Genomic DNA, 14813 nt, shown 5'->3' on the forward strand with positions numbered 1-14813 from the left:
CTCCCAAGTCGCCGAGAAGCTGCGCTTAGCAGTACGGGAAGACACGCGCTGCACGATCAGCGTCGGACTCGCGCGAATGGATGGCGAGCAAGCGACCTTGGCAGACGTGTTCGAGCGGGCGGACCAGATGCTCTATCGCGCCAAGCGAGCCGGTCGCGACCGCGTGGCGGCCTGATCGAAGGCCGAGAGGATGCGCGCAAACAGCTCAAGCTGCGGCCTGAGGAACGATTGCAGGTGCTGGCGCTCAATCGACTCCGGCCGGATCACTGAAGCGTGCTTCGCGCCTGTAAGATCGCCAGAAACTCGGCGACCTTCAAGAGGCAACTAGCCTCCAACGTTTCGCCGTCATGCAGCAGCTCATTGATGCGGTCTTCCAGCCAGTAGGAGGCATCGGGCCCGCGTCGTCGTGCTTGCGGCATAGCTCCGTTATCATCGCGCCGGCCTCGGCCTCCTTCAGAAGGCCGATGATATGCTCTTCCGTAAAATGCTTCCGCTTCATTCCGTCCGTCCCTTCAATGGGCCGGTCTCTAGGTCCAGGTAGATGAAGAAACGCGGGTCACGTCAAGACCACCATCGAATACATAATCTCGCGCCAGAGAAAGCAGACGTGACCACGATCGCCAGATGCTCACCAGGTTTGGAAATTTCCCCTGATCGACTAAGGAGCGATCATGGTTCACGTACCTTCAGCCCGGCGGCGCCGCTTACAGCCCGACCTACCCCTCTTCCTCACGATGGCGATGATCGTTTTGCTGTGGATCGCAGGCGGTGCATCCCGCGAGGATACGTTGAGCCAGGTCGTCGTGCGCGCTGGCTGCTGGAGCATTCTCGTCGTTGCAATCCTCGCGGGGCCTCGCCCTGCGCTACGCGCCAATCGAAGTGTCCTGCTGCTACTTCTTGCCGCAATCGTCTTGCCGCTTCTGCAACTCATCCCGCTACCGCCTGCGTGGTGGCAGACGCTGCCCGGACGCGACATTCTAGTGATCCCAGGTGAGCCGGTCCCGTGGCGCCCCTTGACGATGACTCCCGGGGCAACGCGTAACGCGCTTGCCTCGTTGATCGTGCCTTCGACGATGTTCGTGTTGCTGGCCCAAGCAAACGAACGAACGTTTCGATGGATGCCCACAATTCTTTTGGGCATGATCGGCTTTGCGGTCCTTCTGGGGCTATTACAATTTTCCGGTGCTGGGTTCAATAATCCCCTCCTCAACGACACACCGGGCGTGGTCAGTGGCATCTTTGCCAACCGCAACCACTTTGCCTTATTCATTGCGCTTGGATGCCTGATCACTCCGGTCTGGGCCTTCACGAACCGAAACGGGATTAAATGGCGTGGACCAATTGCGGCAGGGTTAATGCTGCTGTTCGTGCTGACGATCCTGGCGACCGGGTCGCGTACCGGCATATTGCTGGGTGGTCTGTCGGTGACATTTGCGGCGACTCTGGTGGGAAAACGATTACGGCGCCGTCTGGCGGGAGCGCCGAAATGGGTTGTCCCGGCTGTGGTTCTCACGGTGATATTTGTTGTCGCAGGCATCGTCGTACTCAGTTTTGCGGCCGATCGCGCCACCTCGATCAATCGGGTGCTTTCGACCGAGGGCGGCGAGGACATGCGGACACGCGCATTGCCGACGGTCTTGCATATGGTCGGCAGCTATATGCCTACAGGCTCTGGCTTCGGGGGTTTTGATCCAATTTTCCGGATCCACGAACCATTCGGCTTATTGAAGCTAACCTACTTTAATCAGGCGCATAACGACTATTTGGGCATCGCGCTGGACGGCGGCATCCCCGGGCTTGCGTTACTGCTGGCAGGCATCGTGTGGTGGTTGAACGCCTCTGTTCGCGTCTGGCGGATGCGAGCCGACGAGCTCGGTATCTCGGGCCAGCTCGGGTCGCTGGTCATCCTCCTCGTGCTGATTGCGAGCATCACCGATTATCCGGCACGTACACCGACGGTCATGGCCATCATCGTCATAGCCGCTATGTGGATGGTGCGGGCGCGGGGGGCAAAATCGGAGCCTGCTTTACCGGCGTGATGGCGAAACCTATAGAGCGCCAGATTTCCAATTTTTCGCGGAACCACCACGCGCATGCGCTCTTCATATTACATCCTGTGCCTTGCGCTGGCGGTAACGGCTTGCGGGGCACCCAAGCCGCTGGTGTCGAGCGGCACCCTTACCGTGGTTCCTGAGACCAGCGAACTCCCCCCTCCGGGCCGTGGTGATCTCACGGCAGCAGACCGACCTGCTCTGATCGGCCCGCTCGACACCATCGAGGTCGATGTGTTCGGTATTCCGGATCTTGGCCGCGAAATGCAGGTGGATGCCAGCGGGCGGATCGCGATGCCGTTGGCGGGCACGGTCGATGCGCGAGGCAAGACCGCGCAGGAACTGGCGCAAGCGATCGAAATCGCGCTTCGCCAGCATTATGTTCGCAATCCAGAGGTAACCGTGAACATCAAAAGTTCGGTCAGCCAGGTCGTCACCATCGACGGCTCGGTGGTCGAACCCGGCCTGTATCCCGTCACCAACCAGATGACGCTGATGCGCGTCATTGCATCGGCCAAGGGAATGACAGAATTCGCGCGGCAAGAGGATGTCGTTATTCTGCGTACTGTCGGCACGCGGCGCATGGCCGGTCTTTACAACGTCGCCGCTATCCGACGTGGTGCCTATGACGATCCGGCCGTGTACGCCAACGACATCATTATCGTCGGCGACTCTCCGCAACGTCGCCTGTTCCGCGACTTTGTCTCGCTCTCGCCGCTCCTCGCCGGGCCGCTGATCGCCGTACTGCAATAAGGCGTCCGTTGATGAACTCTGCCACTCTCCAGCTTCGCCCTGCTCGTCCAGTCGGCGTGACCAGCCTGTCCGGGCTCGCGCCGAACAGCAGCGAACCGATGCCGGTCATTCGCCAATATCTGCGCATCGCCCTGCGATGGCGCTACGTCATTCTCGGGGTTGTTGCGGCCTGTTTCATCCTGGGGCTTATCATCACGCTCCTGATGACCCCGAAATACACGGCGACCGCGACGATCGAGATCTCCCGTGATTCCAGTCAAGTCACCAACTTCCAGGGGGTCGAGCGCGAGACTAGCGTCGCCGATCAAGAATTTTACCAGACGCAATACGGTCTTCTAAAATCCCGCATCCTCGCCGAACGCGTCGCCAGCCAGCTCCGTCTGCCGGATGATAAGAGCTTCTTTGAGCGCTTTGGCGCAAAAACGGGTGATGACGCTTTCCGCGAGGTGAGCGGCCGCTACATGGCCGCCGGCCGTCCTGCACGGCAGCGTGTCGCCGGAGAAATCCTGCTGAAACTTGTCGGGATCAACCCCACCCGCCTGTCGCGGCTGGTCGAGATCGAGTTTACTAGCCCGGACCCGGCGTTTTCGCAGAAGGTCGCCAACGCCTGGGCGGAAAACTTCATCCAGACCAATTTGGAACGAAAGGTCCAAGCGACGTCTTACGGTCGCAATCTGCTACAACGAGAACTGGCGCAGACAAAGGACCGCCTCGACGAATCTCAGCGTCAGCTCGTCACTTACGCCGAGCAACAGCGCATCATTAATTTGCCGGCCCAAGGCAGTGGCGACACCAAATCGGCCGAGCGCTCGATCGTTGCAGACGAACTTGCCTCATTAAATAGCGCGCTTTCACAGGCGACGGCTGATCGCATCGCCGCAGAAGCTCGCGTCACGGGAGCTGGTCGCAGCGGGCAATCTAGCGAAGCGTTGCGCAATCAGGCGATAAACGCCTTACGCCAACGTCGGGCAGAGCTCGCTGCTGACTACCAAAAGCTGATGGTTCAGTTCGAACCCGATTATCCTCCGGCACGCGCAATCCAATCGCAGATCGACCAGCTCGACCGCTCCGTCGCCCGCGAGGAAAATCGCGTCTCCGGATCGGTGCGCGCCGAGTATCTTCAGGCCGCCGATCGGGAGAACGAACTGCGCAAGCGCGTCGAGGGATTGAAATCCGACTATCTCAACCTGCGCCGTCGTAGCATTCAGTATAATATTTATCAGCAGGAGGTAGATACCAATCGTGCGCTTTACGACGGCCTCCTCCAACGTTTCAAAGAGATCGGCGTGGCCGGCGGGGTCGGCGTCAACAACGTAGCGATCGTCGATCCGGCTGATGTCCCGCAGAAACCTTCCAGCCCACGTCTGTTCATCAATCTGGCTATCGCACTGCTGGCCGGCTTGGCGCTCGGTGCAGGCCTTGCTTTTGCGCTTGAACAAATGGATGAGGCGATCGCTGATCCCGGCGAGGTCGAGCGCAGGCTTGGGCTGCCACTGCTCGGTTCTGTACCCAAGGTTGAGGGCGTTGCGCCGCGCGACGCGTTGCTGGATCGCAAGTCCGATCTCGTAGATGCTTATCTCGCAATACAAACCAGCCTTGGCTTTACGACCGAACATGGCGTGCCACGCTCGCTGGCGATTACCTCGACTCGGCCGGCCGAGGGCAAGTCGACCACTGCCCTCGCCATCGCCACGATGCTTGCGCGTGCGCAAAAGAAAGTCATCCTTATCGATGGCGATATGCGCTCGCCCTCCGTCCACCATCTGGGCGGCGTTGATCATGATCGCGGGTTGTCGAACTTCCTGTCCGGTCAGGAAGAAATCGCGCAATTGACTTTCGAAATGGGCGATCTGGGCTTTACCGCAATGTCCGCCGGACCCATTCCGCCGAATGCAGCCGAATTGCTGACTGGCCATCGTCTGCAGCTTCTCATTTCCCGTCTGCTCGAAAGTTACGATCATATCGTGATCGACAGTCCGCCGGTAATGGGTTTGGCCGACGCTCCATTGATCGCAGCCAGGGTCGAGGGCGTGGTGTATACTGTGGAATCGCATGGCATCCGGTCGAGCTTGGTCAAGACGGCGCTGCAGCGACTTCTCGCGGCCAATGCACATATTTTAGGTGGTGTGCTGACCAAGTTTGAGGCGCGCAAAGCTCACTATGGCTATGGCTATGAGTATGGCTACGGATATGGTCGCGATAAGGGTTGAGGCAGCGTCCAGATGAATGAGGTGCGATCCCGGCTCGTAAGAAAGCGCACAGCGCGCGAGTGGGCGCTCCGCGGCGCACTTGCGTTAGCAGCGTCGATATTTGGCTATGCGTCAACGACGCAGACCCTCGGTTATTCGCTCGTCAAAACCGATCCCGAGCGTGCACATGAATTGGCGCCCGCAGATGGTCGGATAACCGGCGCACTGGCCGCTCAGCGCGTGACGGCAACGATGCCTTCCGCCCAGCGCGGCGAGAGCGCTCGACTCGCACATGGGGCACTGCTCAAAGAGCCGCTTTCGGCGTCAGCGCTAACGGCGTTGGGGATCGACGCCGATCTGCGCGGTTATAGGGGAACCGCTCGAACGCTGTTCGTGCATTCGAATGCCCTGACGCGGCGTGAACTAAGCGCGCGCTTATGGTTGATCGAGGACGCTGTGGCGCGCAACGATGTTCCCGGCGCGTTGCGCAATTACGATATTGCACTCAGGACGTCTAAAAGTGCGCCAGGATTATTGTTTCCGATCATGGCCGCCGCGATCGACAATGCCGACGTCGCTAAGGCATTGGCTGATACGATGCGGTCCCGCCCTCCATGGAACGAGGCCTTTTTCGACTTTGTCGCTTCATCGGGAGCAAGCCCCAAGGCTGCCGCGATACTGTTCATCCGTCTTGCCCAATCCGGTGTTCAACCACCGGAATCCGCACGGGCCACGATAATCAACACCCTGATCGGCGCAGACGCGTTTGAAAACGCATGGGCATATTACAAGACGCTACGCGGCAATCTCGATCGGCGCCGGTCGACCGACGCAAGCTTCAGTCAAGCGTTATCAACGCCGACCTTCTTCGACTGGACGCCTAAGAACGATGATCCTGGCTTGACCGCCCTCATCGAACGCAGCCCGCAAGGCGGGTTCCTCGACTTTGCCGCGCCATCCGGCATTGGCGGAACCGTCTTGCAACAGGGCTTAATGCTCCCGTCGGGCGAGTACCGCCTCCAAGGTTCAAGCGCCGACCTTACCGCACCGGCCGATGCACGTCCCTTTTGGCGGCTTTCATGTCTGAACAAGCGCGAATTGGGCCGGATCGATCTACCGGACTCGATACAGAACCGAGGTCATTTCTCAGGTATCCTGACGGTCGACGCGAAATGCCCGGTCCAGGTTCTGCAACTTGTTCTGCGCCCGTCACTCGATGCAGGAGGCGTATCCGGAAAAATCAGTTCGGCAATGCTGCTTCCTCTAGGATCTCGTCAATGACCATCCCTCCGCATCTCCGTTGGTGCCTGCTGGTCACGTTGACACTTGCACAACCGGCCGATGCACAACGACCGACTGAAGCGCGACGTGTCGATCGGTACACACCTTCCGCCCTCGGAGCCGATATCGGGCAGACTGGTCAACGTCGAAGCCGCAGCGACACCGCCCGCACTGCCGGGATCGCACCGATGGCACGTCTAGAACACAGGATCGCGAACAGGGTTCAATCTCGCCTTCGCAACCGCATCGATCGCTATTACGACCCGACGTCAAATGCAGCGTCGCCATTCAATATCGCGGCGGAGCACGCGAAAATACGTTAGTATCAGCCGCCCACGCTAACGCCGTGGATCTGCCTGGATCAATGTTTGCAAAGACCCCATTTGAACCATGATGTTCTCATTTACAAAAAGATCCAAGGGCGGCCCGCTCCTGCGCAGATATCAGATTTTTGGTGCAATCGTATCGATATCTCTCTGTTTATTATTAATTGTATTGACTGGTTCACCAGAAAATACCAGCGCCTACCTTCTTGTTAAGACAGGGTTCTATTGCTTAATTGCCATGATGGTTGGCTTTGAGCTTGATAGAAACATCAATAAATATCCAGGAGTCGAGGCAACGTCCTCGCTCTTGACCGCTTTTGCGATATCATTCGCAATGCTTCTTGCGATATTGATTTTGGGACGGCTTCCCTACAGTCGCCTTCTTCTTTTTGCTAGCTATACTCTCGTCGCACTTTGGTCGATGGCGATCCATGTTGCCACCAGCAGGCGGCGTAAACTGACAATTGGAGTGGTCCCGGGTGGCGATCATTCATTCATGCTGGACGTTCAAAGCGTTCACTGGATACCATTGAAATCGCCAGACCAAGATACCACCGCAGTGCATGCAGTTACCGCAGATCTCCGGGTCGACCTACCGCCGGAATGGGACCGCTGGCTAGCTGATTGCGCTTTGTCTGGCATACCGGTTTATCATACCAAGCATTTGGTGGAATCGTTAACGGGCATGGTCCGGCTGGAACACCTCTCCGAGAATAGTTTTGGCACACTCGCGCCTGTTTCTGCATTCATGACGTTCAAGCATGTCGCCGATTGGTTCATTGCGGCTACCGCGCTGGTCCTGCTGACGCCGTTGCTACTGCTACTGGCGATCGCCATTCGGCTGGATTCACCCGGGCCCGCGATTTTTCGACAGACGCGCATCGGTTATCGCGGTGAACCCTTCACAGTGTACAAGTTCAGGACGATGAAATCGGCAATACTGCCGACCTCCGCGCTCGATGCGGCAAAAACTCAATCGGACGATACGAGGATCACACGGATTGGTGCGTTTCTGCGTCGGAGCAGGCTCGACGAGCTTCCACAGATCGTCAATATCTTGAAAGGTGAGATGAGCTGGATCGGACCGCGCCCCGAGGCTCGGGTATTGTCTGAATGGTATGAGGGAGAAATTCCATTCTATCGCTATCGTCATATTGTCCGACCGGGACTAACTGGATGGGCCCAGGTTAATCAGGGCCACGTCGCGGAAGTAGACGATGTCCGGTATAAGCTTTACTTCGACTTTTATTATATTAAGAATTACTCGCCATGGATTGATATTTTGATTGCTCTAAAGACAATCCAGACGATTCTGACAGGATTTGGTGCCAAGTAATTTCTAGGGTAGCCCTATCGAGAAGGACATTCTTCATGATGCCGTACGTCGCGGTGACAACGGTTGGAATTCCGGAAACCGCGCAGCATTTGATCTGGGACATATTTTTCGTCCAAGCGAACAGAGGGACCGACTTCACTTCGCATCTGCCATGGCACGGACGCGTAGAAACCCGTTGCGTCAGTCTTACCGCCGTGACAGGCGAGTTGCTCGCCGCAGCGGTCATCCGGCCGGCTCAACAGGAAAATGTAGCCATGGTCGGCTTCGTGTGCGTTGCTCAGCGATCGCGCGGTCATGGGCTCGGGCGCGCGTTGATGGAAAGCGTCAACGAGGCGATCGATGAAGCAGGCTATCGTGCGGCACTACTATGGACAAGCCATCCAGCGTTCTACGAGGCCTGCAACTATCGCATCATAGGGCAGGATACATTCCTTCGCATTTCCGGAGCGCAAGACGCCTCACGTGCGCCGACGCTTGTAGCGGAGTGGCCAGCCAGCGGTGATCGTGTCGGATTACCTGCCTTTGCCCAAGCAGCAAAATGCCTATGTGACCATCGTGCGGAGGCCATCGTCGCCTGTGGTGGGCGTGGCGCGACGCTTGTCGATTGGCGGGGAGCGCCAGAGGATATAATCGCCCTCATGGCGGGTGCCGAATATGACCAATGGCATGTGAATCTCGGTCGCAGCGACGATGATTTCAACAATGCGCTAAAGGCGCGAGATATTGTCATCGCTGAAAACAGCGGATCTTTTGTGATGGCCCGTTTCGTCGAAAGCGCTTTTGATCTGCGTCATGTTCCCGTCGCGGAAAGGATTTAGAACAGATGTCGGGGTCCACATTGCCGATCGTCAAGGTTCGCATGCCACCCGCGGATCGCCTCATGCCGCGCCTAGCCGAGGTTCTTTATAGCGGGATGCTTGCCGAAGGCGAGTATGTCTATGAGTTTGAACGCCGCTTTGCCGAGCACTTCGGTCTTCCGAACGTCCTTGGTTTCAGTAGCGGCACGGGCGCGCTGCATGTTGCACTGCTAAGCTGCGGTATCCGTGCCGGAGATGAAGTCATTACGACTTCGATGACCGCCGAGCCGACCAATACAACAGTCCTTCAGGTTGGGGCGACCCCGATCTTTGCCGATGTCTCTCCTGATGATGGCAATCTCGATCCTGCGGCGGTCGAGTCATCGATTACCCCCCGTACCCGGGCTATTCTTGTCGTTCACTACGCGGGGTATCCGGCACCGGTCGCAGCGCTGCGCGAGATCGCGGATCGCCACGGCATCGCCCTGATTGAGGATTGTGCGCACGCGTTGGGCGCCCGCTATGCCGACCAGGCGATCGGCACATTCGGCGATGCTGCGATATTTTCCTTTCAGGCTATCAAGCATATGACCACCGTCGATGGCGGTGCTCTCGTATTACGCGATCCGGAAAGGATGCGGGAAGCACGCAAATTGCGCTGGTTTGGCCTTGAGAAGGGCGTTCCGCGGACCGCAGTAGATATCACGCAAGCCGGTTTCAAGTATAACATGACGAATGTGGCGGGCTTGATCGGGCTTCTGCAACTCGATGATATCGATGAGGCAATTGGACGGCACAAAGCTAACGGCCGCTTCTTTGATGACGAACTGGCAACTACACCCGGATTGTCCGTCGTACCCATCAGTCCGGAAAGCATGCCCAGCTACTGGATTTACACCTTGCTCTCCGACGACAGTGACGACGTCGAACGTATCTTGGCCGGAATCGGCGTTGCCGCGTCAAAACTGCATCGGCCGAACCATCTGCATTCCGTATTCGCCCCCTATCGCCGATCCATGCCGGGTCTCGAAACCTTCTATCGTCGCCTGGTTCACATTCCGTGCGGATGGTGGATCGGCGACGACGACAGAGCGAACATCGTCCACGCGTTGCGCAGGGGGTAAATCATGACCGTGCCCCTTTTCGATTGTCGCCCAAGCGACGCTGCGGTGCGCGCACTAGACCCGGTCTGGCGCTCTGGGCAGCTGGCGGCAGGGCCCGCCGTTACGGCACTGGAATCGCGCCTTGGAGCCTATCTAGATGGCCGCGAAATAGTAGCGATGAGTGACATGACCCAGGCACTCGCCCTGGCGCTTCGCCTTGCGGGAGTACGGCCTGGCGATGAGGTCGTGACGCTTGCGATGAACTGCATGTCATCGAACAGCGCCGTCGCGATGGTGGGCGCCGTTCCCGTCTGGGTCGATGTCGATCCGGAAACCGCCAGTGTTGACCTGGTCGATCTAGCCGCCTGCTTCACCGGTCGCACGCGCGCAGTCGTGGTATATCATTTGGCAGGCTACGTCGGCGATCTTCAGGCCATCAGGCGGATGTGCGACGCTGCAGGCGTCGCATTTATCGAGGACGCAAACAACGCATTTGGCGCGGATTTCGGTGGGCAGCGGGCGGGTACGTTCGGCGACTACGCAGTGCTGTCCTTCTACGCCAACCGACAGTTGAACGGTATCGAGGGCGCCGCCCTTGTTTGCAAGAACGCGGATGACGCACAGAGGGCAAGAAAACTTCGGCGCTTCGGCATCGATATCGCACGTTTTCGCACGCCCGACGGTGAAATTGACCCGGACCTCGACGTTCCTGAAATCGGCATCGCCTCGTCCTTGAGCAACGTCAACGCAACCCTCGCTGAGTGTGCGATGGATGACGTAGACGTCAGGATCCAACGAAACAGAACGCACGCCGCCCGGCTATCTAGGGCGCTAACGAATATCCCCGGTTTCCGGCTGATCGGTCAGCGATCCGGTGCAAATGGCGTGTACTGGGTCGCGCTAGCCATGTCCCAGAACCGCAACCGATTGATGACAGGCCTGAAGGCGCTGGGCATTCAATGTTCTAGACTGCATCAGCGTAACGACAGATACACCGGGTTCCAGGCCATGCCGCGTCATCTTCCCGGTACCACGCACATGGAGCGCGAGATGCTTGCGTTACCGTCCGGATGGTGGTTGTCCGATGAAGACGTAGATCGAATGGTGACCGCCGTGCGCGCGACCGCCTGACCAGCTCGTTCGTGTGCCGCCTGCGGCTGCACGCATGCCAGATTTTTTGTGCGCTCAGTCGGGAGCGAGGGGATTGTTTCATGCTTGATGGCAAGACGTTGATGATTACCGGAGGAACGGGTTCTTTCGGTACAACCGTATTGGGACGCTTCGTTGAAAGTGATGTGCGCCAGATCATCGTTTTCTCACGTGATGAGAAAAAGCAGGAGGACCTTCGCATTGCCCTGCGCAGCCCCAAGGTCAAATTTATCATTGGTGATACGCGTGATCCGCAATCCATCGATGCCGCGATGCGCGACGTCGACTTCGTTTTTCATGCTGCGGCTTTGAAGCAGGTTCCTTCGTGTGAATTCTATCCCATGGAAGCGGTTCGCACGAACGTGAATGGCACCGATAATGTCATTCGTGCCGCCATCCGCAACGAGGTCGAGCGCGTCGTACTGCTCAGCACGGACAAGGCAGTATATCCGATCAATGCGATGGGCATCTCGAAAGCGATGGCAGAGAAGGTTCTGGTCTCTCACGCGCGCGCGATGCACGCTGGCGGCCCCATCCTATGCGCCACGCGGTACGGGAACGTCATGGCATCACGTGGCTCGGTTATTCCTCTCTTCATCGAACGCATCAAGGCCGGCCTACCGATGATGATAACCGATCCAGCCATGACGCGGTTTATGATGTCGCTCGAGGATTCTGTCGACCTCGTCCTACACGCCTTTCAAAACGGCCAGCAAGGAGACATTTTTGTTCAAAAGGCTCCTGCCTGCACTATCGAAACTCTTTCGATTGCACTCAGCGAGCTGTTTAACGTGTCGATAAATACGGGGATCCTTGGGACGAGGCACGGCGAGAAGCTCTATGAAACACTAGTGTCCCGCGAGGAGATGGCTAAAGCCGAGGATATGGATCGATATTGGCGAGTACCCGCCGATAACCGCGACCTGAATTATGAGCTTTTCATTTCGGAGGGCTCGCATGCTCTCAACCAAATTGATGACTATACCTCGCACAATACGCACCGCTTATCCGTCGCGGAGACGAAGGAACTTCTTTTAAGCCTACCTTATGTCCGGTCAGAGCTCTCACACTAATTATAATGACAGGGTCGACATATAAATATCGCCGACAATGCCTAGAGCCGTAGGATTTTCTATCTTAGCCGATTTGATCTCGCTATTTGTGGGACGGATCGGCGGAATTTTTGTAACTTTACTTTTTATTCCAATATATAGCCGCCTCCTCGGCCCCGAGCAATTCGGAGCCGTAGCAATAATATTGTCATTACAAGCTTTTTTCCTAATGTCCGATCTCGGCTTGGCGACGCTGATAAGCCGCGACACGGCGGTCGCACGCGATTACAGGCCAGCATTGCACGCCGTCGTCTGGATGCGACGTCGCGCAGAAGCCATTCTTTTTGCTTTGGCGACCGTAGCCGCTTTTATCGCATTGTTGCTACCGCTTGCCTGGCCGGTATGGTCCATCGACGCAGGTATGCGGATCACGTTGATAGCCTACTTGATTGCATTGTTGGTGGCGACCAACATTATTCAGCTCAGCCTGAACTCACTCGACCTTTACCGCGTCGGCGCCATCGTGGCTGTCGTCGGGGCAGTTGCCCGTGGTATCGCGACGATTGCCTTGCTGCGAGCAGTGCCGAGTGTCTCCGCGTTTCTTGAGGCGCAGGTCGCAGTGGCAGCTGTTCATTTCGCTATTGCTCGCAAGCTATTGGAGCGGCGCGCCGCGCTAGGCTTGGTAGCTGAACGGCTTTTCGACATGTCTGCGATCCGCAGGCTCGGAAAACGCTGCGCGCCGCTCGTCCTTTACACGCTAGGCGGGGCAGCTGCAGTGAATCTGGATAAATCGATTATCAGCGCCTTCATATCGCTGAAAGTTGCTGGAACTTATTTCCTAGCTACTACCTATGCGCTGGTGCCCGTGGGGATTCTGTCAGGTCCGATTAATAGTTATTTTGCGCCCAAGGTCGCGCACGCCCAACACGTCGGCGATCCTGTCTCCGAATTTCGTCTATCCCTGATGTTTCAACTCATATTGATGTGTATAGTGGTTGGTCCCTCTCTAAGCCTCGCCTTTCAGATGTCTGATTGGCTCATGCTGTGGCTGCATGACCCCGTTCAGGTACGCAAGGTCATGATTATTGCACCTGTGCTACTGGCAGGAGGCGCCTTATCGGCGACAGGTTATTATCCGACCAGCTATCTGATTGCACGTGAGGACAATGGCTACCTTGCACGCCTTTCGACGGGGGCCGCGATCGGCGTGCTGATCGCAGCACCGATCTTCGCCGCTCAAGAAAATCTACTCGGCGTCGCATGGAGTTATTTCATTTTTTATGCTGTCGGTTTTACGGGCCTGTGGTTACGCCTTGGGCACCGTGTAGGATGGCTTACCGTGTGCCGCTTCCTTGCGATCGCCTATCTGATGCCGCTGGCAGTCATCAGTCTCAGCTATTTTCCGCTGTACCGCTTCGCCACGGCCCGCGAACTCTCCACGCCGCTACGACTGCTGGGGCCGATGGCGGTTGCAACGATTGCAGGGTTGCTGGCATGCACAGCAGCACTCTTCAAAGCGGACAACCGTCTTAGCGCGACGGAACCGAAGGAACCAACGTGACGCTGATTTCGATCGTCATCCCGACACATAACCGCCAGATTTACGCTGCGGCCGCAGTGCGTAAAATCCTGGATGTTCTGCCGGGCGCGCAGGTGATCGTCAGCGATACGAGCGCTGACGATCGACTACGCGGGATGTTGCCCGCGTCCGGCGTCGAGTACCTTCGACCCGGCCAACCCATGGACGTCGTATCCCACTTCGAGTTCGCGTTGGCTCCAGCTCGTGGTCGCTACGTCATGTTCCTAGGCGATGACGACTGCGTCGGACCTGGACTTGCCGAAATCGCCGAATGGGCTGAGCGGTGCGGCGTCGATGCGGTCGTTAGTTATGGAACGCACTTCATCGCCAATTATTTTTGGCCCGGCGTCCAGTCGCGTTTCTATGGCGATGGCTATGCCAGCCGTCTGTTCGTTCTGCCGTTCAGTGGAAAAGCACACAAGATCGATCCAATTGCAGCTTTACGGCGTGGCTTGGATAAGCTGGGCGCCGGCCTGGACAACATGCCGCGTATTTATCACGGGCTCGTGTCGAGATCGTTGATCGACAGGATCAAACATCGCCACGGCACACTATTTGGCGGTGTGACTCCCGATATATACAGTGCCGCGCTCATATGTGCCAATGCGGAAAACAGCTGGCAGGTAGACTATCCTTTCTGTATCCCTGGAGGGTCGCCTAGCAGCACCGCCGGCACAGGTGCTGCCGGAAGCGATATGACATCGCTTAGCCAACATCCGCACACTGCTGCGTTCGCCAATCTGCATTGGGATTCCGCGATACCGGAGTTTTACGCGCCACATACGGTGTGGGCCTATTCTCTGAAGAAAGCAATCGACCTGATCGGGCGAAACGACCTCGAACCGAATCTGGCGCGTATTTATGCCGTGTCGCTGTTACGCAATCGTCGTCAACGCGGAAAGATCACGGCTTCGCGCCAGAGCACAGCAACCGGATGGACAAAGATCGCGCGAGAGATGGCTCGAGAACTCGGATTTCAGGCGGGACGCTATGCGACCCGGCTGAGGGCACCAAAGGCGGGTGGACATGCCCTCAGCTTTGATGGCCTTCAAGACATCTCTGCCGCTTACGATCGCTTGGAGCAATATATCAAAGAACAACACGTAGCGTTGCAACTTCCCGACTGCGAAGGTTCCGCGATTGCGGTTCCTGGGGCAACACTGGACGTCAATCTTAAAACGGAATCTGTTCGATAAC

The 14813-nt window shown here is 57.4% G+C and carries 12 protein-coding genes and 1 pseudogene; 12 read left to right on the top strand and 1 reads right to left on the bottom strand.

Annotation, left to right across the window (positions count from 1 at the left end; genetic code table 11):
* Positions 1 to 19: 19 nt before the first annotated feature.
* Positions 20 to 175, top strand: a complete 156-nt coding sequence (locus PGN16_RS20305) for a diguanylate cyclase domain-containing protein (RefSeq protein ID WP_443019693.1) — start codon at positions 20 to 22, stop codon at positions 173 to 175.
* Positions 176 to 406: 231 nt separating this feature from the next.
* On the opposite strand, the pseudogene PGN16_RS19675 reads toward PGN16_RS20305, so the two are convergent.
* A pseudogene (locus PGN16_RS19675) lies at positions 407 to 499 on the bottom strand (transposase); the annotation flags it as partial.
* A 235-nt stretch (positions 500 to 734) separates the two neighbouring features.
* Between PGN16_RS19675 and PGN16_RS19680 the strand changes: the two are divergent.
* The 11 genes from PGN16_RS19680 (at position 735) to PGN16_RS19730 (ending at position 14812) form a co-directional block, all read left to right on the top strand.
* The gene (locus PGN16_RS19680; protein ID WP_335311052.1) at positions 735 to 2039 is read left to right on the top strand and encodes an O-antigen ligase family protein; all 1305 of its coding nucleotides are present in this window, start codon (positions 735 to 737) and stop codon (positions 2037 to 2039) included.
* 123 nt (positions 2040 to 2162) lie between these two features.
* Positions 2163 to 2804, top strand: a complete 642-nt coding sequence (locus tag PGN16_RS19685) for a polysaccharide biosynthesis/export family protein (RefSeq protein ID WP_335311053.1) — start codon at positions 2163 to 2165, stop codon at positions 2802 to 2804.
* Between the two features lie 11 nt (positions 2805 to 2815).
* The gene (locus PGN16_RS19690; RefSeq protein ID WP_335311054.1) at positions 2816 to 5014 is read left to right on the top strand and encodes a GumC family protein; all 2199 of its coding nucleotides are present in this window, start codon (positions 2816 to 2818) and stop codon (positions 5012 to 5014) included.
* Positions 5015 to 5026: 12 nt separating this feature from the next.
* Positions 5027 to 6274, top strand: a complete 1248-nt coding sequence (locus tag PGN16_RS19695; protein ID WP_335311055.1) for a hypothetical protein — start codon at positions 5027 to 5029, stop codon at positions 6272 to 6274.
* Between the two features lie 390 nt (positions 6275 to 6664).
* Positions 6665 to 7936 (top strand): sugar transferase, encoded by a 1272-nt coding sequence (locus tag PGN16_RS19700; RefSeq protein ID WP_335311056.1) that lies wholly within the window; start codon positions 6665 to 6667, stop codon positions 7934 to 7936.
* Positions 7937 to 7971: 35 nt separating this feature from the next.
* A complete protein-coding gene (locus PGN16_RS19705) occupies positions 7972 to 8754 on the top strand; it encodes a GNAT family N-acetyltransferase (RefSeq protein ID WP_335311058.1) in 783 nt (260 codons plus the stop codon).
* Between the two features lie 5 nt (positions 8755 to 8759).
* Positions 8760 to 9857 (top strand): DegT/DnrJ/EryC1/StrS family aminotransferase, encoded by a 1098-nt coding sequence (locus tag PGN16_RS19710; protein WP_335311059.1) that lies wholly within the window; start codon positions 8760 to 8762, stop codon positions 9855 to 9857.
* Between the two features lie 3 nt (positions 9858 to 9860).
* The gene (locus PGN16_RS19715) at positions 9861 to 10967 is read left to right on the top strand and encodes a DegT/DnrJ/EryC1/StrS family aminotransferase (protein WP_335311060.1); all 1107 of its coding nucleotides are present in this window, start codon (positions 9861 to 9863) and stop codon (positions 10965 to 10967) included.
* Between the two features lie 80 nt (positions 10968 to 11047).
* The gene (locus PGN16_RS19720) at positions 11048 to 12058 is read left to right on the top strand and encodes a polysaccharide biosynthesis protein (RefSeq protein WP_335311061.1); all 1011 of its coding nucleotides are present in this window, start codon (positions 11048 to 11050) and stop codon (positions 12056 to 12058) included.
* A 37-nt stretch (positions 12059 to 12095) separates the two neighbouring features.
* A complete protein-coding gene (locus PGN16_RS19725; protein WP_335311062.1) occupies positions 12096 to 13598 on the top strand; it encodes a lipopolysaccharide biosynthesis protein in 1503 nt (500 codons plus the stop codon).
* On the top strand, positions 13595 to 14812 hold the full coding sequence (locus tag PGN16_RS19730) for a glycosyltransferase (RefSeq protein ID WP_335311063.1): 1218 nt from the start codon (positions 13595 to 13597) through the stop codon (positions 14810 to 14812). Before PGN16_RS19725 ends, PGN16_RS19730 begins: the two co-directional genes overlap by 4 nt.
* Position 14813 lies beyond the last annotated feature (1 nt).

Origin of the sequence: Sphingomonas phyllosphaerae, from assembly GCF_036946485.1 — a bacterium.
GTDB lineage: Bacteria > Pseudomonadota > Alphaproteobacteria > Sphingomonadales > Sphingomonadaceae > Sphingomonas > Sphingomonas phyllosphaerae_E.